The sequence below is a fragment of the Atopobacter sp. AH10 genome (assembly GCF_003664595.1).
Lineage (GTDB): Bacteria > Bacillota > Bacilli > Lactobacillales > Aerococcaceae > Atopobacter.
Window position 1 is genome coordinate 1 of record NZ_QXPZ01000015.1, and the last position, 21,547, is coordinate 21,547.

Annotated in this window: 17 protein-coding genes and 2 pseudogenes; 1 reads left to right on the forward strand and 18 read right to left on the reverse strand. The window is 39.7% G+C overall.

Translation table 11 applies throughout. From position 1 onward, the window contains the following. Nucleotides 1-62: 62 nt before the first annotated feature. The 17 genes and pseudogenes from D3H64_RS03110 to pth form a co-directional block, all read right to left on the reverse strand. Nucleotides 63-419 (reverse strand): annotated as a pseudogene (locus D3H64_RS03110) (PcfB family protein); the annotation flags it as partial. Further along, nucleotides 412-1,239 (reverse strand): ATP-binding protein, encoded by an 828-nt coding sequence (locus tag D3H64_RS03115; protein ID WP_070607665.1) that lies wholly within the window; start codon nucleotides 1,237-1,239, stop codon nucleotides 412-414. The gene D3H64_RS03115 and the pseudogene D3H64_RS03110, both read right to left, overlap by 8 nt. Beyond that, nucleotides 1,236-2,009 carry a replication initiator protein A gene (locus D3H64_RS03120; protein WP_070607668.1) on the reverse strand — a complete coding sequence of 258 codons (774 nt, stop codon included), beginning with the start codon at nucleotides 2,007-2,009 and terminating at the stop codon, nucleotides 1,236-1,238. Before D3H64_RS03120 ends, D3H64_RS03115 begins: the two co-directional genes overlap by 4 nt. An 83-nt stretch (nucleotides 2,010-2,092) precedes the next feature. Continuing rightward, nucleotides 2,093-2,375 (reverse strand): annotated as a pseudogene (locus D3H64_RS10560) (CD1845 family protein). A 63-nt stretch (nucleotides 2,376-2,438) separates the two neighbouring features. Then, nucleotides 2,439-4,373: a lysine--tRNA ligase gene (lysS, locus tag D3H64_RS03130; protein WP_370448445.1), complete on the reverse strand. Its 1,935-nt coding sequence runs from the start codon at nucleotides 4,371-4,373 to the stop codon at nucleotides 2,439-2,441. A gap of 219 nt (nucleotides 4,374-4,592) precedes the next feature. Then, entirely contained in the window at nucleotides 4,593-5,600 is a 1,008-nt protein-coding gene (dusB, locus tag D3H64_RS03135; RefSeq protein ID WP_121564710.1) for a tRNA dihydrouridine synthase DusB, read from the reverse strand. Between the two features lie 4 nt (nucleotides 5,601-5,604). Next, nucleotides 5,605-6,516: an Hsp33 family molecular chaperone HslO gene (gene hslO, locus D3H64_RS03140; RefSeq protein ID WP_121564712.1), complete on the reverse strand. Its 912-nt coding sequence runs from the start codon at nucleotides 6,514-6,516 to the stop codon at nucleotides 5,605-5,607. Nucleotides 6,517-6,639: 123 nt separating this feature from the next. Continuing rightward, nucleotides 6,640-8,736, reverse strand: coding sequence for an ATP-dependent zinc metalloprotease FtsH (ftsH, locus tag D3H64_RS03145; RefSeq protein ID WP_121564714.1), 2,097 nt, complete (start codon nucleotides 8,734-8,736; stop codon nucleotides 6,640-6,642). A 274-nt stretch (nucleotides 8,737-9,010) separates the two neighbouring features. Continuing rightward, nucleotides 9,011-9,559, reverse strand: coding sequence for a hypoxanthine phosphoribosyltransferase (hpt, locus tag D3H64_RS03150; protein ID WP_121564717.1), 549 nt, complete (start codon nucleotides 9,557-9,559; stop codon nucleotides 9,011-9,013). Next, nucleotides 9,552-10,919 (reverse strand): tRNA lysidine(34) synthetase TilS, encoded by a 1,368-nt coding sequence (gene tilS, locus D3H64_RS03155; RefSeq protein ID WP_121564719.1) that lies wholly within the window; start codon nucleotides 10,917-10,919, stop codon nucleotides 9,552-9,554. Before tilS ends, hpt begins: the two co-directional genes overlap by 8 nt. 66 nt (nucleotides 10,920-10,985) lie before the next feature. Then, nucleotides 10,986-11,420: a S1 domain-containing RNA-binding protein gene (locus tag D3H64_RS03160; protein ID WP_121564721.1), complete on the reverse strand. Its 435-nt coding sequence runs from the start codon at nucleotides 11,418-11,420 to the stop codon at nucleotides 10,986-10,988. Between the two features lie 70 nt (nucleotides 11,421-11,490). After that, entirely contained in the window at nucleotides 11,491-11,817 is a 327-nt protein-coding gene (locus tag D3H64_RS03165) for a septum formation initiator family protein (RefSeq protein WP_121564723.1), read from the reverse strand. A 246-nt stretch (nucleotides 11,818-12,063) separates the two neighbouring features. After that, the gene (locus D3H64_RS03170; protein ID WP_121564725.1) at nucleotides 12,064-12,243 is read right to left on the reverse strand and encodes a hypothetical protein; all 180 of its coding nucleotides are present in this window, start codon (nucleotides 12,241-12,243) and stop codon (nucleotides 12,064-12,066) included. A gap of 45 nt (nucleotides 12,244-12,288) precedes the next feature. Further along, nucleotides 12,289-12,558, reverse strand: coding sequence for an RNA-binding S4 domain-containing protein (locus tag D3H64_RS03175; protein WP_121564727.1), 270 nt, complete (start codon nucleotides 12,556-12,558; stop codon nucleotides 12,289-12,291). A gap of 365 nt (nucleotides 12,559-12,923) precedes the next feature. Further along, on the reverse strand, nucleotides 12,924-14,528 hold the full coding sequence (locus tag D3H64_RS03180; protein ID WP_121564729.1) for a polysaccharide biosynthesis protein: 1,605 nt from the start codon (nucleotides 14,526-14,528) through the stop codon (nucleotides 12,924-12,926). After that, nucleotides 14,509-18,063, reverse strand: a complete 3,555-nt coding sequence (mfd, locus tag D3H64_RS03185; protein WP_121564731.1) for a transcription-repair coupling factor — start codon at nucleotides 18,061-18,063, stop codon at nucleotides 14,509-14,511. The genes D3H64_RS03180 and mfd overlap by 20 nt, the downstream gene beginning before the upstream one ends. Nucleotides 18,064-18,269: 206 nt before the next feature. Further along, on the reverse strand, nucleotides 18,270-18,833 hold the full coding sequence (gene pth / locus D3H64_RS03190; protein WP_121564733.1) for an aminoacyl-tRNA hydrolase: 564 nt from the start codon (nucleotides 18,831-18,833) through the stop codon (nucleotides 18,270-18,272). A gap of 553 nt (nucleotides 18,834-19,386) precedes the next feature. Here pth and D3H64_RS03195 point away from each other — a divergent pair. Continuing rightward, complete coding sequence (locus D3H64_RS03195) at nucleotides 19,387-20,361, forward strand: L-lactate dehydrogenase (protein WP_121564735.1); 975 nt, start codon at nucleotides 19,387-19,389, stop codon at nucleotides 20,359-20,361. 146 nt (nucleotides 20,362-20,507) lie between these two features. On the opposite strand, the gene D3H64_RS03200 is transcribed toward D3H64_RS03195, so the two are convergent. Next, entirely contained in the window at nucleotides 20,508-21,497 is a 990-nt protein-coding gene (locus D3H64_RS03200) for a ribose-phosphate diphosphokinase (protein ID WP_121564736.1), read from the reverse strand. Nucleotides 21,498-21,547: the final 50 nt, after the last annotated feature.

Sequence of the window (21,547 nt, forward strand, 5' to 3'; positions counted from 1 at the left end):
GTTGGTCAAGCGGCTGGATTTTTAATTGCCACTTGGCTGATTTTTAGTTTACCAAATACATTAACTGCTTTTTTAAAAGCATGTTCCATTACTTTTATATCCTTAGATTGAAAAAACACAGAGTGGTTACCAGTTTCCTTATCTTTCATAACAGAAAACTTCACTCCGTGTTTATTTAAAATTTTCTTTAGTTCTTTTAACTCAGGATCTTTTAGATTAATTTCTTCTAACTGTCCCTTTTTAACCATATCTTTTAGTTTTACTTCTTCTCCGTTATTTTTTATTACATTTTTCAAGCCGCCTTGTTCCTCTATTTGCTTGTGTACTTTCTTTAAGGCATCAAGAATTGCTTTACTTGTTGCTTTTGCAAGTCTTACTTCAAGATTAAGACTTGACCTAGATACTTCTTCATTAATCATCTATTCCACCTCCATATAAAAGTAACTCTTTGTATTTTCTTAACTTCTCTTGATGGATTTTTCTTCTAAAATCTTCTCCTGTAACTTTAACTGGTATTGTCATTTCAAGTATTCTTGAATATATCCTCTGATACTCAAGGTCAATATTAGGATTTTGAATAATTTCCAATGATAAGTTTGTAGTGAAAATTGTCGGCCTGCCTTTTAAGTATCTTGAGTTTATAATGTTATATACTTGTTCTCTTGCATAAGATGTATCCCTTTCAATTCCAAGGTCATCTAAGATTAACAAAGGAATATTAGAGAGGTTATTGATAATTTCATTTGAATCTAGCTTAAATGCTGATTTTTGTATTTGGTTTATAACCTGAGATAAATTCATAATTTTAACTTTAACTTGTTTTCTTTCAATTAATTCATTTGCAATTGAACAAGCTAGATAAGTCTTTCCACTACCAACATCTCCATAAAATAAAAGTCCAACATTGTCTTCCTTCATTTGTTCAAAACTTTTAGCATAATTGTAAGCAACCTTGTAAGCTTGACCTTTTTCATTTAAGTATTTATCAAAAGTATATTGGTGTTGGAGCGGCGATGAGAAGCAATCTCTTTTCAATGATGATATTTTCATCAGTCTTTCTCTTTCTTCATTTTCCTTATCTCTTTTTATTTCACATTCGCATATAATTCTGGGAATAAACTTTGTAAATCCAAGGTCAAGTAATTCTCCATCGACTCTTTTACCGCATACCTTGCAATAGATATGCCCATTTCTTTCAATATCATTTTCTCTTAATACAAAATCTTTTAAACTTGTCATAAACTCTCTCCTATATCGTAATTCATTTTCCTTGTTGTATTATCATTAATGTTTTTCGCCTGATCATTAAGATACCAATTGATTATCGTTGCCTTGTGGTCTTGATACTCTCTGTTATTTGCTTTCATATATGACGAGAGCCTATCAATGTATTCATTAATTCTACTTCCTAACTCATTTGTTAAGTCCTTGTATTCTTCATCAGTCAAAAATATATTTTTATATATTCCATAAGGCTTTTGACCTTTACTAAAATCATTCTTTCTTAACTCATTATTATTAATATTGTTATAGTTACCTTCCGATTTTCGGAAATCTTGAAGTCTGTTATTCGGAGTTCTTGAATTCCGATTATCGGAAGTCTGGACTTCTGCTTTTCGGAAATCTGGATTTCTATTATTTGAATCATAGAAAACACTCATAAAATCTTTAACATATATCCTATTTGGTTTTCCAAGTCCTTGTCTTTTCTTTTCTATCAATCCAATTCCTGATTTTGTATCAAGCTCATTTATAATCTTTAAGGCTTTATCATTAGCACAGTTAAATTGCTCTTTAATAGCATCCATTGTGTAGTAAATAAAAACTTTTCCATCTTCATCTATCCAGCCATTTTTATATGAAAGACCCATTCGATTGAGCATATATGAATACAAAACTTTAGCTTCAATAGAAATGCTCTCGAAAATCTCATCTTCCATTAATACCATAGGTAACCTAATGAAGTTATACATCTCAGATTGCCTATTATAAAAATAATCAAAATTCATTCCTACCTCCTCTCTTTAAAATAAAAAAAGACGACAGAATTATTGCTTTCTATCGTCTACGGTTGTCTTATATTTATTTTTCTTCAAATTGATTTTATTGTATAGTTTAATAATTCTAATAATCCAATAACATATATACCTAATTTAGGTAATCCAAATGGACTAAATAAAAATGCTAATATTAGTGCTTCAATTACAATTTGCTTGTCTCCTTGAAAAATGCTAGCTATTCCAATTATAAAAATCAAAGTAGAAACTACGCTTAACAACGCAGTACTCAAACTTAATATGAAGGTTAAAAAAGCTATGAGCAAAACTCAACACTAATCTTATCGGTAATAAAATTATTCTAATTATCCATCTCATACATACTCCTAAAAATTAAACTGGGATTCATAACAAACCCCAGTTTCATAATTAGCGTGTCCTTTAATATAATTTTGATCCTGCTGGAATATTATCATCCAGCATTATTAAGTTAAGTTTTTCTTCACCGTCATACTCACAAATTGCAGATATAATCATACCTTCTGAGTCGATTCCCATCATCTTACGAGGAGGAAGATTACAAATTGCAAGTAGTGTCTTTCCAATTAAGCTCTCTGCGCTGTAATATTCCTTAATACCAGATAAAATAACTCTTTCTTTTTCAGAACCATCATCTAATGTAAATTTCAAAAGTTTTTTTGACTTAGGAACTTCTTCGCAGTTTTTAACCTTTACAACTCTAAAATCAGATTTTGAGAAAGTTTCAAAGTCTACCATATCTTCAAATAATGGTTCAACTTTCACTTTTGAAAGGTCAATTTCTTCTGTCGTAAGTTTGTCGTAAGTTTCGTAAGTTTCTTTTGACAAACCCCCATTTTCTGCCTTTTCTAAGCCTATTGGCTTCATTGTTGGGAATAGTAAAACATCACGAATAGATTGAGAGTCTGTTAATAACATTACTAAGCGGTCAATACCAATCCCTAATCCACCTGTTGGCATCAAGCCATATTCCAACGCTTCAATAAAGTCTGCATCATAAGGATGAGCTTCGTCATTCCCTGCATCTTTTTCTTCCACTTGTTTCATGAAACGTTCACGTTGGTCGATTGGATCTGTTAATTCGGTAAAGGCGTTCGCATATTCGTGCTTCATGATAAACAATTCAAAGCGGTCAGTGAAGCGTGGATCTTCATCATTTGACCGGGCCAATGGTGAAATAGCTTTTGGATGGCCATAAACAAAAGTAGGTTCTAAAAGGGTTGCCTCTACTTTTTCTTCAAAGAATTCGTTCACCACATGACCATATGTATAGTTATCTTCCACTTCAATGCCATGTTCCTTGGCAATCGCACGTGCTTCTTCATCGGTCATTTCTTTCCAGAAATCGACGCCTGTTTGTTCTTTGATCAAATCAACCATGTGGGCACGTTTCCATGGTTTGCCTAAGTTTAATTCGTATCCATCATAAGTGATTTCAGTTGTACCAAGAACACTTTCCGCAGCATATTTGATAATGCCTTCTGTCAAGTCCATCACATCTTTATAGTCCGCATAAGCCGTATAAACTTCAATCGAGGTGAATTCTGGGTTATGGGTGGTGTCAATCCCTTCGTTACGGAAATTACGGCCAATTTCATAAACCCGTTCCATCCCCCCAACAACCAAGCGTTTCAAATGGAGCTCTGTCGCAATACGGAGGTACATTTCCATATCTAAGCTATTGTGATGGGTAATAAATGGACGTGCTGCCGCCCCACCTGCAATAGTTTGCAAGATTGGCGTTTCTACTTCTAAATAGTCACGTTCATCTAAGTAACGACGGATAGCTGTAATGATCCGTGAACGTTTAACAAAGCGTTCCATGCTCTCATCATTAGCAATCAAGTCGAGGTAGCGTTGACGGTATTTTTGTTCGGTATTCGTTAAACCATGGTATTTATCTGGTAAAGGACGTAAAGCTTTCGTCAAGTGCGTCACTTTTTCTGCCTTAACAGTTAATTCACCAGTATCTGTCACCATTAGATGACCTTCTACCCCAATAATATCCCCTAAATCCGCATGCTTGAAGATAGCATAGTTTTCTTCGCCGACTTCATCTTTGCGCACATAGATTTGGATACGAGCCGTGCGATCTTTCAAGTGAGCAAAACCCACTTTCCCCTTGCCACGTTTGGTCATGATACGTCCAGCAATTAAAACATGGATAGGATCCTTTCCTTCAAAGTCTTCTTTCGTTAAGTCCCCATATTCATCAGCTAAATTTTTAGCCAAATGTGTTGGACGAAAACCCATGCTAAAAGGGTTGATCCCATCTTTTTTAAGATTTTCCATCTTTTGGCGTCGTGCAATCAGCTGATCATTTAATTCTTCAGTCAACATTGTTCCTCCTCTATATGTAAAGCCACAAATATCTTTAGTCCTCTTTGTCTCATTCTACCATTACCGGTATTTTTTTTAAACACGAATCCACTCGTCTAAGGAAGCTTGAGCCTTTATCGCTTTCTTTTCTAGACTTTCCCTATAATTGGCCTTCCTTGCTTTCTTCCCTAGACTTTCCTTCGCCTAAGGAAGCTTTGCCCTTTATCGCTTTCTTTCCTAGGCTTTCCCTATATTTTTGCCTTCCTTGCGTTTTTCGCAAGCCAAAACAAAGCTATCCACCAAGTCGACAATCTCTGCTTGCGTGCTAGCTTGGGTGATCGCTGCTTTGGTTTTGGATGCTCTAGGTACTCCCTTGAGATAGTAACCTGCCAATTTACGAAATTCTTTAGCCGCTACATGTTCCCCTTTCAATTTCACTAGACGGTCGAGATGGGTTTTAGCAATCTCCATTTTTTCTCGAACCGTTAATTCGTCTAAGAGTTCTCCCGTTTCAAGGTAATGAACGGTTTGCTTAATCATCCAAGGATTAGCTAGGGCTGCTCTACCGATCATCACTCCGTCTACACCAGCAATTTCTATCATCCGCTTGGCGTCTTCTGGTGTCCTTACGTCCCCATTTCCCATTAAAGGGACTTTTTTCAAAGCAGCTTTGACTTGGCCGAGAATTTCCCAATCAGCTTTTCCTTCATACATTTGTACCCTGGTCCGTCCATGCATGGCAATGGCACTAACCCCTGCTGCTTCTGCCGCTAGTGCATTTTCAACGGCATAGAGATGTTGATCGTCCCAGCCCGTCCGCATTTTTACGGTGACTGGTCGCTTGACACTCTTTACCACTGCATCGACCATTTCATAAATTTTATCTGGGTCAAGTAACCATTTAGCGCCTGCTTCAGCCTTGATGACCTTATTTACCGGGCAACCCATGTTGATATCGATAATAGCCGCATCTGTATGTTCTTCAACATACTGGGCTGCTTCTACTAAACTATCTTTTCCTCCCCCCATAATTTGAACACTGAGGGGGTATTCATTGGGTTCAATATGCAACATCTTTAGGGTTTTTTCGTTATGAAAATGGATCCCCTTGTCGCTAATCATTTCACAGACCACAAGCCCTGCCCCAAATTCTTTCACTGTCACACGAAAGGCAGCATTGGAAATCCCTGCCATAGGAGCAACAACGACTGGATTAACAATTTCCACATCGCCTATTTTAAACATGACTTTAGTCCTCGCTCCCTTCGTTTCTCGCTTTCTTTTCTTGTATCACATGGATTAAGTCCCGCAATTCTTCTTCAGTAAATTGATAAGCGTTATGGCAGAAATGGCAAACAGCTTCTGCTCCATGATCTTCGTCTATCATGGCTTGCAATTCTTTTTCCCCGATAGAGATCAGGCCTCTTGCAAAAATATCCTTGGAACAATTACAACGATAGGCAATGGCTTCTTGGCTTAAGATATGGCTATCCGTGTTTTTGAAAATTTCTTTGACTAAATCTTCTGGTTTTGGATTAGCGGACATAAAGTCTGACAAGGCGGGAAGTTGATTCAAGATCACTTCTAATTCGTTAACCGTTTCTTCATCCGCTCCTGGCAAGAGTTCAATCATGAATCCGCCTGCTGATATAACCGAATTGTCTACATCCACATAAACGGACAAGCCCATCGCTCCATTGATTTGCTCCGACACAGCCATATAGTAGGTGAAATCAACGCCCAACTCCCCATCCACAATAGGGATTTGCCCACTAAAAGGTTCCTTCATCAAAAGGTCTTTCACCACAGTGATGCTTCCCTTAGTTCCAACGACACGGCGGACATCGATCTTTCCTTTATCATTTGGCGGTAAAGTCAAATGTGGCTCTGCAATATAACCTCGGACATAGCCATCAGCTGTCCCTTCTGTCACAATAGCTCCTCCCAAGCCATCCCCTCGTACTTGAATGGAGAGTCTTTCTTCCCCTTTTAACTTTTTGGAAAAAAGTGCTGTTGCAATTAAGCTACGCCCCAAAGCAGCAGTGGAAGCACTCCAAGTATCTAATTTTTCTTGGATTTCTCGGATGGTTTCTGTCATATTCACTGTGTAAAGCCGGACATTATCTTTATATCCTAAAGCTTTCACTAAGTAATCTCCCATGTCTATCCCCTTTTCTCTAATCCTTTCTCAAAAAATGAGGCCGGTTTACACCGGGCCTCATTTTCAATCCTTTAGCTCACTAGATGAAATACTTAGAGAATTTAAATCTATTCTAGCTTATGTCTAATTCTCTTCTTCAGCTTTATCTTCTTTCCCATCAGCTTCATCTACTTTTTGTTCTTCTTCATGAGTTGAATCTGTTGAACTTGTATGGTCATCTTGGTCATTTGTTCTGCGTTCACGTTCCTTATTTTCTAAAGCTTTCTTGCTTTCTTCAAAGGTTTTCGCAGAGTGTTCTCTTTTATATTCTTCATCACTATCTTCTGGCATCTTTCCAGTTTCAAAGAGAGACTTGATTTGACGAGCATCCAAGGTTTCAAGTTCTAATAGTTTTTCAGCAATGATATGTAACTGTTCTTGGTGAGAAGAGATAATATCGATCGCTTGTTGGTAGGATTCTCTCATGATGCGTTGGATTTCGCTATCAATTTCAAAGGCTACCTGTTCAGAATAGGTCTTAGTTTGCCCATAGTCACGTCCAATAAAGACTTGATGGTTCCCTTCATATTGAACAGTTCCTAACTTATCGGACATCCCATATTCCGTTACCATAGAGCGAACAATTCCTGTAGCTTGCTCAAAGTCATTGGAAGCCCCTGTAGTTAGCGCATCAAAAATCAATTGCTCCGCTGCACGTCCACCCAAAAGACCTACAACTTGATCTAAAAGTTCACGTTTGGTCATTAAGAAGCGATCTTCTTTCGGTAACATAATCGCATAACCACCAGCTCGGCCACGAGGCACAATGGTAACTTTATGGACAATACGGGCATCGCTTAAGACCAAACCACAGATGGTGTGACCTGCTTCGTGGAAGGCTACCATGCGACGTTCCTTTTCAGAAATAGCCTTGTCCCGTTTAGCAGGTCCGGCAATTACACGGTCATGAGCTTCATCCACATCAGCTTCATCAATTTCTTTCTTATCTAAACGAGCAGCGAGCAAGGCAGCTTCATTCAATAAGTTTTCCAAGTCCGCCCCAGAAAAACCTGGTGTTTGTTGGGCTAAGACTTTCAAATCAATGCTGGATTTTAATTTCTTATTACGGGCATGGACACGTAAAATAGCTTCACGTCCCTTAACATCTGGACGACCCACTAAAATTTGACGGTCAAAACGTCCTGGTCTAAGCAAGGCTGGATCCAAGACATCTGAACGGTTAGTCGCTGCAATGACGATGATTCCTTCATTACCGGAGAAGCCGTCCATTTCAACTAACAATTGGTTCAGGGTTTGTTCACGTTCATCATGACCGCCACCCATACCGGCGCCACGTTGACGACCCACTGCATCAATTTCATCAATAAAGATAATCGCTGGGGCATTTTTCTTAGCATTGTCAAACAAATCTCTCACACGACTTGCCCCAACACCGACGAACATTTCAACAAATTCAGACCCAGAAATAGAGAAGAATGGTACCCCTGCTTCACCTGCTACGGCTTTAGCTAGCAAGGTTTTCCCTGTTCCTGGAGGCCCTTCAAGTAAGACACCTGCTGGGATACGAGCCCCTAATGCGGTAAATTTCTTAGGATCTTTCAAGAATTCAACGACTTCCACTAATTCTTGTTTTTCTTCTTCTGCCCCAGCTACATCAGAGAAGCGTACCTTGATTTTTTCTTTGGACACGTCTTTTACCTTAGTGCGTCCAAAACTCATCGGTCCCTTGGCTCCACCTTGAGTGGCTTGGGTCATGGAATAGATAAAGAAGCCCACAATTAAGAATGGAACGAGCTGTGCCAAAAGGCCAAGCCACATCCCCGTTTGACTTTCCGGCATAGCGACTTGTTTGGTATTGCTCTTCTTCGCTAAACGGGTGATTTGCTTCAAGGTATCATCATTTGGCAAAATTTTTGCTTCGAAGTGTTTGCTTTTTCCTGATCGATTGTCAAAAATAGCTAAATCCTTCTCTTTACCCTTCACCGATTTTGAGGCTTGGGCTTTATAAAAATCACCAGTAGCTGTGTAAATCCCTTGTTCATATTGCAAGGAGAATTCATCTATTTCTCCTTTTTCAAGGCTCTTCATAAATTCACTACTGGAGATCTGGTTGACTGGTCCATTTAATGAGCCTGTTGCCAGATTAAAGAGGTATACCCCAGCAAGAAGTAGCATGACCACTCCGATGATATTACGGAATATGTTTCTCTTATTATTCATTGTTCCCTCCTACTTGCCCATCGTTTTTATCGAATTCAACGAAGGAAGACTCATGATGTGTCCGTCTAGGCTTTTCCGCGCAGTGGGCAACTGCAGCTTGGCGGATCTCCGTTGATCTCGTTCATCTGTACTTTGTCATGATAACACATTTCAAGAGAAAGACCGAAAGAAAATCTTCATCTTTGTCGATTTTTAGAACCTTTCCCTTCTTTTTTTAATGGAGTCGGCATCCTAACGATACCGACCCCTCTATTTTAGCTGTATTCTTCAATTTCTACTCGTAAATATCTGCTTTTAAAACCCCAATGTAAGGCAAGTTCCGGTAATGTTGTCTGTAATCCAAACCATAACCCACTACAAATTCGTTTGGCACTTCTAAACCGATGTAATCTGGCGTTAAACCAAATTCCCGACGTTCTGGCTTGTCTAAAAGGGTACAGATACGAACAGATTTTGCTTTTCTTAAGGCCAATAATTCTTTCAAATGGTGAAGGGTTCTTCCTGTATCAATAATATCTTCCACGATCAAGACATTCCGTCCGTCCACTGAAGTAGACAAATCTTTAACAATCTTCACTTGCCCACTAGAAACCGTTGCATCTCCGTAAGAATCGATATCCATAAAGTCCATTTCACATTTAACCGTGAGATAGCGAACAAGGTCGGTCATAAAGAAGGCCGCTCCCTTTAAAATACAAATCACCAAAGGATTCTTTCCTGCGTAATCTTTTGAAATTTGTTCACCTAGCGTCTTGATCCTGTCTTGAATTTCTTCCTCTGTCACTAAAATACGTTCGATATCTTGACTTAATTCGTTAATCATGCGAATCCTCCTTGTAAACTTTCAGTTGTAAATAACGATGATCACTCGCTAATTGTTTATCAGTCGTCATCAACCCCAGCAAACCAATCACTGTATTTTTTTCATTCAAAACCAATAAATAAGATTCCCGTTGATCATTTGGAACTTTTGTATTAATAAAAAACCGAGCTACTTTTTGATGAAAAGGCGTCCGTCCTGGGCTGGAAAAGCGTATGATATCTCCATTTTCCCGGTGGCGTACAGTAATTTTTCCTAGGGACTCTATAGGGAATAAGCAGGTCTTGCCCATCAAATCTAAGGCTTCGTCATCCTCTAATTCACGTTCGACTGATAAAAGAACCTTCCCTTCTGGTAAAGGGGCTTGCACTGGTCCATTCAAATGAATTGGATGGGTGAGACGTTCTTTCATCACCCTGGCATCTTTCTTTATATAAGCGACTTGGTAGCTCTTTTCAAAGGTCCAATCATTTGGCAAAGACAGCCTGGCTTGTGGCCTAAAGGGATCCGTCAATAAAGAACTGATATCCTCTACCTGCTGGCGACTCAAGGTCAAATTGTATTGCGTAATCAATCGTTCTGCCAAATACATCAAGGCTAATCGTTGCTGATAGTTAGACCATTTACTATAGACATCTATAGATAAGGAAATCCTCTTTCTGTCAAAGCTGCACAATTCTTCCAGCCAATTTTCACTATACACACGTAAAAGTCGATCAGCTGCTCGAATGTCAAACAAGATATGCCGCATTTGTTCAGGAAATTGCGGATATTTCTCCCTCACCTGTTTAAGTAAAACATTTCTCCACCAATTACGTTCATAGGATAAATCCATATTAGATGGATCTTCAAAAACAGGCAAACCTTTTGCTCTGACATAGTCTTCTAAAGTTTTCTTTTCTTGCATCAACAAGGGTCTGACAATAGGTGATCTTCCCTTGAAGTCAGCTCTTAAAGCCATGGCCGATAAGCCGTTGAGAGTAGAGGCTCTAACTAACTTTAAGAAAAAAGTTTCCATTTGATCATCGAAATGGTGAGCCGTCACAATAGCGCTATTAGGGTATTGATCCGCAATTTCATTTAAGAAACGATAACGAGCATCTCTAGCTGCAGCTTCTGCTCTTTCTGGGGCATCCCACATTTTCATCACAAAGGGGAAGCCACGTCCACTAGCATAATCCATCAAACTTTGTGCTTGTTGTGAGCTCTCACTTCTTAGACGGTGGTCAAAATGCGCAACGACGACATGCTTGTCTTGACAATGTTGTGCCAGCAAATCTAAAAGAGCCATTGAATCAGCTCCTCCAGAAATCGCCGCAACTAGCGTATCAAAGGGTTCTAACACTTCTTTATTCCATTCCATGCTCGTTACTCCTTTGTTTCATCAAAAAAAGGACATGAGAAGCCTCATATCCCAAGCTAGGTCTTCTTAACTCCGACGACCACCACGACCGCCACGTTTACCTTCCGTATTTTTCCGTAAAGAGGCCAAACGATCGTCACTATCCTTCAAAAATGCACTCATCATAGAATCAAAATCATTGCTTTTGGCTTTAGAAGGTGCTGGACGACTTGGAAAAGATGGACTCTTCACTGGACGATGTTCAACCGGCTTGGCTTTCGTTTCTTTTGGTTGAGCCTTGCGAATCGACAAGCTGATCTTCCCATCATCAGCAATCTTAATGACTTTTACCTTAACTTTATCTCCGACAGCAAGATAATCAGAAATTTCTTTCACATATGCATCTGCTACCTCACTAATGTGCACAAGACCGGACTCATTCGCCTCAAGTTGAACGAAAGCTCCAAATTTCGTAATCCCGGTAACTTCCCCTTCAACAACTTGATTTACTTCAACTGACATATAACAAGCGTTCCTCCTTAATTCTTCCATCCCGCTTTAGATGGCATATATTATCCTACTCATTAAATGATTAATTACTTCCCGTTTGCTCGGTGGGTAATTGAAAAATAATTTCATCATCAAAACTATAATGATACTTCGAGCGAGCTAGTTCTAGGATATAGTCTTCACTTTGCAAACGTTCAATTTGCTCATGAAGGTCTTTATTTTCAGCCTTCTTCTTAGCCACAGCTAGACGTACTTGTTCAGTTTCGACTTTCGCTGCCTGGATATCTTGGACATCTTTCATCGTCCGATAAATCACCACCAAGGCAAAAATAGCGCACAGCACGAGGGAGCATTTAACAGAAAATGCATATTCATAGCGAACTGACGCCCCTTTTTTTGTCTTTCTCATGATGATACCCCTCCAAGGATCGAAAAAATTATAATCCTAGCTAAAGTATAGCAATAAAGCCCTAGAACTGTCCAATGAATTCTTGCTTTTTTTTAGATTTCTAAAGGCTTTTTCTAGCCTCTCACTTCTTCTTAAGCTTTTCTATAAAAAGTAACCGTCATTTGATGAAAAAACTTACATTCTCATCAAATTTTTCCTTTCATCCTTATGGATCAATTTTGTGGCTTGTTCCTTTTTCAAAAGCCTTTATTCTTTCAAGGACATTGCCCAGTCAGTTACTTTCTTACAAGTTTCATTCAAGGACTTTGCCCTGCCAGTTACTTTCTTACAAGTTTCATTTACGGGCAATGCCCAGTCAGTTACTTTGTTATAGGCTTCAATCAGAGTCATTGCCCAATCAGTTACTTTCTTACAGACTTCATTCAAGGACAACACCCAGCATTAAAGGCTTCTTTTAGCTAGCCTTTTTCTCTACATGTCTTCTTTTTGAAGGGGAATTTCTTTTAAAATAGTATACATTTCTTTGACATCACTTTTTTTCGTACTGTCCTGAATTTTATCCACCCGAACAGTCAATGTTTTATTGCCATAACGAATGGTCAATTCATCTCCTTCTTTCACATCTGTCGAGCACTTAGCCACACGTTCGTTAATCGTAATACGCCCTTGATCTGCTACCTCTTTAGCCACCGTACGACGTTTGATCAAACGAGAAACTTTTAAAAATTTATCTAATCTCATCTTCTTTATCCCCTCTGGTTTTTATTTATCTGGAGCTGAATTTATACAATAAGCCATTTTTTCTTCATCTAACTTTCATTAGCTCGCTCCTATAAGCTATCTATTTCCTTATAGCTAACATTGGGTTTGTTCTATAAGGCATCTATCCCTTTTCAGCTAACATCAACTTTATCCTATAAGACTCCTATCCCTTTTTAGCTAACATTGGGCTTATCCTATAAGGCATCTATCCCTTTTCAGCTAACATTGAGCTTTATCCTATAAGACTCCTATTTCCTTCTAGCTAACATTGGGTTTGTCCTATAAGACTTCTTTTCTTCTTAGCTAGTGAAAAAATATGGTCTACACAAGTGGCTAGATCTCCTTTACTTAGCGAAAAAATGCTTTTTTAGTCCTAATATTTTTTCTCCTAAGGGCAGGATTTCCCACTCTTCTTTGGTCAAATAGTTAGCTTTCAGGATAAAGAAAATCCCTAGCCCTAAGCCTATTCCTACTTGTAGACCTAAAGTAAGCAAATGCCCCCAGCGATTCTCTGGGCTAATCCCGTAAAATACCGCTAAACAGATAGCCCCCATCAAGCCTACTTCCAAAAGTTGCCGTAGACTATCTCTCATGGTGAAAACAAAGCCTACATCACTTTTCCTCTGCAATTCTAAGGCAATCACCGCTAAAGCAAGTGTTGTAGCTAAAGAAGCCCCTACTATCCCCAAATACCGTGTTAAAGGATAGGTCAAAAAAGCTTTGACCGTTAGTCCTAGAAGAAGGGCTAAAAGGCTATGACGAAAACGACTTTGCCCTTGATAAATGGCTTGCTGGCTCAAGATGAAAGACAGGGGCAAAAGGCCTAAAGCAAAGACTTGTAAAGCAAGGGAACCTGCCGAATCTTCGAATAAAGTAGTATTTAATGCTTTCATGACCGCTATTAAGCCCATCGTTAAATAAAGAGAAGATAGCTGATTGATTCGCAACAATTCTTTCGCTTTTTTCCTAAATATCTCTTTGTCCTCGCTAAAACTTTTTCGTAAAGTCGGCATATAGGTTGTTGCCAAACTAGTGACAAAGACTGCCCCTAATTGAATAATCGGTTGACCCCTATCGTAAACTCCCTTTAAAGATTTAGCCAAGGACGCTTTCCCCTCCAATGCCTTTAAGGCTTTAAAAATACTAAAAGAATCTACAGCTTGAAAGGCAATCAAGAGGGCTGCAAAAGCAATGAATACACTCGCTTGCTCTAGGAATATCTTTGCTTCCTTGAGCCAAAAAGCGATGCGGTTCTCACCCTTTATAGAAGACCGCTTTTTATTTTTTGACCATAAGGGTAGCTTAAGGCCTGACATCATGAGGAGGAAAATAGCTGCTAATCCACCGAAGAATCCTCCTAACATGGCTACAGATGAGACCTGATAAAGAGAATTGGACAAGAAGCCATAGCAGGCATACAGAATAACTCCGACACGCACGGCTTGCTCCACAATCAAACTGTAAGCGAGCAAAGTCCATTGCCCCTTAGCTTGCAATTGCCCTCTCATTAAAGAAAGGGGGGCTATCAAGCAATAAGCCCAACTCACTTGTTTGATTACGCTAGACAAGGCCTTATCTCCCATCCAAGAAGCAATCTCCCCTGCAAAAAAGAATAGGGCTAGAGCCATTAGAAAGGATAAACTCCCTATAAAGATAAAGGATTGACGTAATATATCCCCCTCATCTTTTTCTCCCTGACTCTCCACTAAACGTCCAGCTAAAAATTGGGGTAAACTACTCGCCGATAAGAGTTGAGCAAAGGCATAGAAAGGATAAGCTTGTTGAAAAACATAGAAGCCCGCATCCCCCAACTTGTTTTGGAAAGGAATCCGGTAGACTGCACTCAAGAATTTGACCAAAAAGCCTGCAATCGCAAGCCCTGACGCCCCCTTCAGCAGTCGATTTCCATTTCCTCTTATCATTTGGCCACTATTTCCCTTTTGCCCCATGAGTCATCTCCTCCATTTGCTCATGTGTTTTTTGGAAAAACCGCCTCAATTCCGTGATAAAACTATCTGGAGTCCGCTTAGCTATCCGGAAACATAAAACAAGTTGTCCATCAGCCATTTGTACATTGGCCTTCATTTGCGTTGCAGTTAAACAAGAGAAGAGACTTTCCCCAGCTAATAAGAGGGAAGCTTTCCCATCAAAAATCACAGTGATCTCATCCGCTTTTTGCTTGATGGATAAGCAGCCTGATTCTTGCGCTTCATACCTTAACCAACCAATATCTAGTAGGTGAGCTGCTTCGTCTGGAAAGACACCAAAACGATCAATGAGATCATCCTGAATTTCCCGATAGGCTTCCTCCCCATCGATAGCGTGAATACGTTTATAAAATTCTACTTTTTGGTATTCATCAGCCATGTAAGAAGAAGGGAAGTAGGCAGGCACGTTCAAGTTAATATCCACCTCTTCTTTTTCTTGTTGAGGGGTTTGATGCTCCAACTCAGCCTTCTTTCGATCGACAGCTTCTTTAAGCAATTGCACATAAAGATCATAACCTACCGAATCAATAAAGCCGTGTTGTTGTTGACCGACTAAGTTCCCAGCGCCACGAATAGACAAATCCCGCATGGCAATTTTAAAGCCTGATCCTAAATCGGTAAATTCCCTCATCGTTTCCAATCTCTTTTGACCAATTTCTGTAATAGTCTTATCCGGCTGATACATGAGGTAGGAGTAGGCTAAACGATTGGTTCGCCCTACCCTTCCTCTCAATTGGTAGAGTTGAGAAAGGCCAAAGCGATCAGCATTTTCAATAAAGAGCGTGTTCACATTAGGCAAGTCGATCCCTGTCTCAATAATCGTCGTGGTCACTAAAACATCCAATTCTTTTTCATAAAAATCCATCAATACAGCTTCTAATTCTCGTTCAGTCATCTGCCCATGAGCTATACCTACTCGGGCACTTGGCACTAAACTTTCAATATAGCCCCGTTTTTGTTCAATAGTTTCTACCCGATTAGATAGGTAGAAGACTTGACCTCCACGAGCCAACTCTCTTTCAATAGCATCACGAATGACTGCCCCATTTTGTTCCATCACATAGGTTTGAATAGGGTAGCGATTAGCTGGTGGTGTTTCGATCACCGACAAATCCCTAACCCCTAACATAGACATGTTTAAGGTTCGAGGAATCGGTGTCGCCGTTAGGGTCAGTACGTCTACTTGTGTTTTCAATTTTTTCAGTCTTTCCTTGTGGCGAACCCCAAAACGTTGCTCCTCATCCACAATCAAAAGACCCAAGTCTAAGAAATCCACATCTTTACTTAAGACACGATGCGTCCCTATCACAATAGCCGTCTGTCCCTTTTTCAAGCGTTCAATCGTTTCCTTCATTTGCTTTTGCGTCCGAAAACGACTCATCAATTCAATCTCGAAAGGAAAATCTTTAAATCGATCTTTAAAAGTCTCGTAGTGTTGCTCTGCCAAAATAGTAGTCGGGGTTAAAACAGCCACTTGTTTCCCGTCCATCACACACTTAAATGCTGCCCGCATCGCCACTTCAGTTTTCCCATAACCCACATCTCCAATCAAGAGACGATCCATGGGTTTAGGTTTTTCCATGTCTTCTTTTATTTCTCGAATACTCCGTAATTGGTCTGGCGTTTCTTGGTAACCAAAAGATTCTTCAAATTCAGCTTGTTCCTTTGTATCTTTAGAAAAAGCATATCCCTTTTGGAAACGGCGTTGAGCGTATAAATCAATTAAATCGTCTGCAATGTCCTCTACCTTAGAAGCTACTCTCGCCTTAGTTTTAGCCCATTCTGTCCCACCTAATTTATTAATTTTCGGTGTTTTAGATTCAGAAGCCACATACTTCTGTACCAATTTCAATTGATCGATTGGCACATAGAGATGTCCCCCGTCTTGATAGGCGATAGACATATATTCTCTTGTAATCCCCGACACCACTAATTCTTTAATGCCTTGGTAGATCCCAATCCCATGATTGACATGAACAACATAATCGCCCTTTTTCAACTCCGTATAACTCTTCAAACGTTCAGAGTTGGACAGGTTATTGCCAATCTTTCTTCTCTTTTGACGTTTATTGAATAGTTCTCTTTCGGTAATCACTGCCAAATTATCCATCGGCAACTCAAAACCTGATTGAATTGGCTCTTGTATAATTTGAAGAGCACCTTGGACATATTCTTTTTGATCACTATAGATGAAATTAATCCCAAAGTCTTCTAGAACTTGTGTCACTTGCTCTTTGGCTTTACTTGAAGACAAGGCTAACAGGACTGTCATGTGTTGTTTCTCTAGACGTTTGATTTCTTGTTCTAACATAGGCATTTGAGAGAAAAATTCTAACATAGGTCTAAATTCCACCTGATGAACTGCGTCAAAATGCAGTTGCCCCAAGCCTCGTTGAATGCTGGCTAAAAAGCTGGTCGAATGCTTTGTCGCAAGGATTTCTTCCCGTGGATTGAGCACAAAGTCTGTCTCTGGTAGCCAAATACCTTCTTGTCGTTGATCCACAACCCACTGCCCTGCTTCTTCTAAAATCAAGGCTGATTGTTCACTAAAGCGCGCATAATCATCCACAACAATCGGAGAATCCTTTGGCAGATAAGCCAGCAAACTCTCTAATTTGCTATGAAAAAGGCTCAAATAATAAGCCACATTAAGGGGCTCTTCGCCATTCTCCATTTGCGTGATCAAATCTTCTAAATGCAATTGCCATTTAGCCAATAATTCTGGATATTTCCGTTTTCTCTTCACACTGGCCAAAGCTTCCTTCAACTGCTTTATAACAGCTGGATAGGCTTCTTTTGTAAATTGCCACTCCTGACTAGGCCACACATTAACTGTTTCTATTTCGCCAATAGATTGTTGCGTTTCAGGATCAAATTCCCTTAAACTATCAATTTCTGTATCAAAAAAATCTAAACGAATCGGTAGGTTACGGTTCATGGGGAAGATATCAATAATCGACCCTCTTCTCGCATATTCCCCTGGCCGATTCAACTGGCTTTGCCCTTGATAGCCCAATAATTCTAAACGATCCACCAAAGCTTCCAAACTTCCCCAATCGTCTCCTACTCGAACGGAAAACTCTTGAGCTGCCCAGACCTTTGGCGGCAAAAGTGGCTTAGATAAACTAGCTGTAGCAGCAAAAACAAGCCCCTTACGCCCTTCTAATAAGTGGATCATGGCTTTCAAGCGTTCAATTTGGTGAGGCATGGACGCAATAGCCATTTCAGAGGCTAAAGATTCTTCAACAGGGAACTCTGTCAGTGTCAAATCCTTCCCAGCGTATTGTTCACACTCTTCCTTTAAATCCGTCAAGGCTAATAGGTTCGGTAGAAGGACTAAGACTGGTCGGTCGCTCTGTTCCGCCAACTCCACTAAGCTTAAAGCCTTAGCCGATCCTCCTAAGCCAATCACTACTTGTCTTGAGTATTTCCCCACCCCTTTTAACCACTGACGAATGGGAGATTGTTCTTTTGTTAATTTGAGTATAGTTTGCATCTTTCTTAAAACCCTTTTCCTCTTCCTGTACTCCTTGACTAATTCCTAGTGTCTACTAGTAAAGCCTTACTGCTTATACTGACTCATTACTACTTGCGCTAACTCATTACTGCTTGTGCTGACGCATTACTGCTTGTGCTGAATCATTACTGCTTGTGCTGACGCATTACTACTTGTGCTGACGCATTACTGGTTATACTGACTCATTACTGGTTATACTGGCTCATTACTGCTTCAAATTTCTTTCCTGAAGCCCAATCCTTCAGGGCATCTACACCCGCTAAAACAGCTCCTAATACTGCTTCATGTTCATCTTTTTTGAAGGGGGTTAAGACATGATCAACGACCGCTTGACGCCCATTCGGATGGCCAATACCTAATTTTAATCGTTTGATTTCTGTCGTCCCCATCCATTCTTGAATATCTTTCATCCCCCGATGGCCACCTGCAGACCCTTTAAAGCGTAGACGTAATTTACCAACTGCTAAATCCATATCATCATAAACGACTAAGAGGTCCTCTGTATCTACATTGAAATAGTCCATAATAGGTCCCACACAATGGCCAGAACGATTCATATAGGTCAAAGGTTTGACTAACAAAATCTTCTCCCCATTCACAAACCACTCCGCATATACACCTTCAGCTCGTTCACGATTAAAACTTAAGCCCTCTTGATGGGCTAATTCATCTAAGGTAATAAAGCCCATATTATGCCGAGTATTTAAATATTGACTACCTGGATTTCCTAAACCAACAATAACTTTCATTTTTTCACCTTTCACTCAAAGGGTCATAGTACCCCATTTGAGATTATTCATTATTCTAACGCTTGATTTATTTCTTCTTCGCACACGCTTGATTGCTCTTATTCTAAACGATTCATTTGCCACTTTTCCATCATGCGCTTCATTTGCCACTTTTTCTCATCTGTTTCATTTATTTTTCCTCATACGCTTCATTCGCAGCTGGCTTTCATACGCTTCATTTGTTTATTTCTTTTTTCTCAAACAATTCATTCGCAGCTTATTTTAATACGCTTCATTTGTTTCTTTTTCTCCACTCTTATTTATCCCTTTTCCTCTAGCGTTATTTTATCCGTCTTTAGAAGCAAACTGTTTCATTTTTTTGAGAAACTGTAGTAAACGCTTTCGCTATGTTTAGCGTTTTCATGCTAGCTTATATTAAAAAAGCCTTGTAAGGCAGATTTTCTGAAAAATTTCTGTTTGCTTACATTATAAAATTGTTCATTTCAGAAGACAAGCCGATTCTAAAATGGTATACTAGCAATAAGCAAAAAGTGAATCTAGGAGGTTATTCACCATGGCTAATGCCAACATTAAGAACAAAAAAATCATTCTCGTCGGCGACGGCGCTGTAGGATCTAGCTACGCTTATGCACTCGTTTTACAAAACATCGGTCAAGAATTAGGGATTATCGACATTGCTAAAGAAAAAACTGAAGGGGATGCTTTAGACCTTTCTCACGCTTTGGCTTTCAACTCTCCAAAGAAAATTTACGCTGCTGACTACGCTGACTGTAAAGACGCTGAAGTTGTCTGCATCACTGCTGGTGCTCCTCAAAAACCAGGTGAAACACGTTTAGACTTGGTGAACAAAAACATCCGCATCTTTAAAGGTGTTATCAAACAAATCATGGACAGCGGTTTCGATGGTATCTTATTAATTGCTGCTAACCCAGTTGATATCTTGACTTACGCTGCATGGAAATTCTCTGGTCTTCCTAAAGAACGTGTTATCGGTTCTGGTACTTCTCTTGACTCCGCTCGTTTCCGTCAAACTCTTGCTGAAGAATTGGACGTAGACGCTCGTAACGTTCACGGTTACATCCTTGGTGAACACGGTGACACAGAATTCCCTGTATGGTCACACGCTAATGTCGGTGGTTTACAAATCTACGAATGGGTTAAGAACCACCCAGAAATCAACGAACAACGTATGGTCGAACTCTTCTTCGAAGTTCGTGACGCTGCTTACACCATCATCGAAAAGAAAGGTGCTACTTTCTATGGTATCGGTGCTACTTTAGCTCGTATCACCCGTGCTATTTTGGATGATGAAAATGCTATTCTTCCACTATCCGTTTACTTAAACGGTGAATACGGCGAAAGCGACATCTTCATTGGTGTTCCAGCCGTTATTGGCAACAGCGGGATCAAACGTGTCATCGAAATCCCTCTAAACGATTCTGAACAAGCTAAAATGAAAGAATCCGCTGCTACTTTGAAGGGCGTTCTTCAAAAAGCTTTAGAAGAATTAGAAAAAGAAGCTCAATAAGCTTTACTTTATTGAAACGAAACCATCACCATTATGGGTGGTGGTTTTTTGTTTACCTGGCTCCTGCCCTAAAGTGACGTACGCAAGCTAACGCACCCTTCCAAAAGAGGGGTGCGTTGCTTTTGTCATATTCACTAGTTTTTCTTTTAGTCTTCTCCATCAAATTTTTCATTGAAGAGCGGGCTAACAGACTTATCTTCATGAATCCGGAAGATAGCTTCAGCCAATAATTTAGCTACGCTGACTTGACGGATCTTATCAATTTTCTTTTCTTCAGGAAGTTGAATAGAGTCAGTAACGATAACTTCTTTAATGACAGAATCTTGTAAACGTTGAATAGCTGGACCAGACAAGATTGGGTGAGTGCAGCAGACATAAACTTCTTTAGCACCGGCATCCACTAAGGCTTTAGCTGCCAAAGTAATCGTCCCAGCTGTGTCAATCATGTCGTCGATGATCACACAATATTTCCCATCGACATTACCGATAATATTCATCACTTCTGCCACATTGGCTCTAGGGCGACGTTTATCAATAATGGCAATTGGTGCTTTCAAAAATTCTGCTAATTTGCGTGCACGAGTTACCCCACCATGGTCTGGAGAAACTACTACCACATCGCTGGCATTATTTTTGAATGTCTCATGTTCTAAGAAGTAGTTTGCCAATAAAGGCGCTCCTAATAGGTGGTCAACAGGAATATCAAAGAAACCTTGAATTTGAGCCGCATGTAAGTCTAAAGTCAACACACGGTCAGCCCCCGCAACAGTGATCATATTAGCAACCAACTTAGAAGTGATCGGTTCTCTCGATTGAGCTTTACGGTCTTGACGAGCATAACCATAATATGGAATCACTACATTGATCGTCTTAGCAGAAGCCCGACGTAAAGCATCGATCATGATCAACAATTCCATCAAGTTATCATTTACTGGTTGTGATGTAGATTGCAAAACATAAACATGACAGCCACGGATACTTTCTTCAATGTTGATCTTTACTTCACCATCACTAAATGTTTGGCTTGCCGCTTTGCCTAGTGGAATACCTAACGCTTCCGCCACCTTTTCTGCCAAAGGTTGGTTAGAACTTAAGGCAAATAGTTTAAATCTTGAATCTTTTATTTCGTGCACCATTATTCCTCCTGATATCATATTTTTGCTGAAAACATTTGTGACACATCACA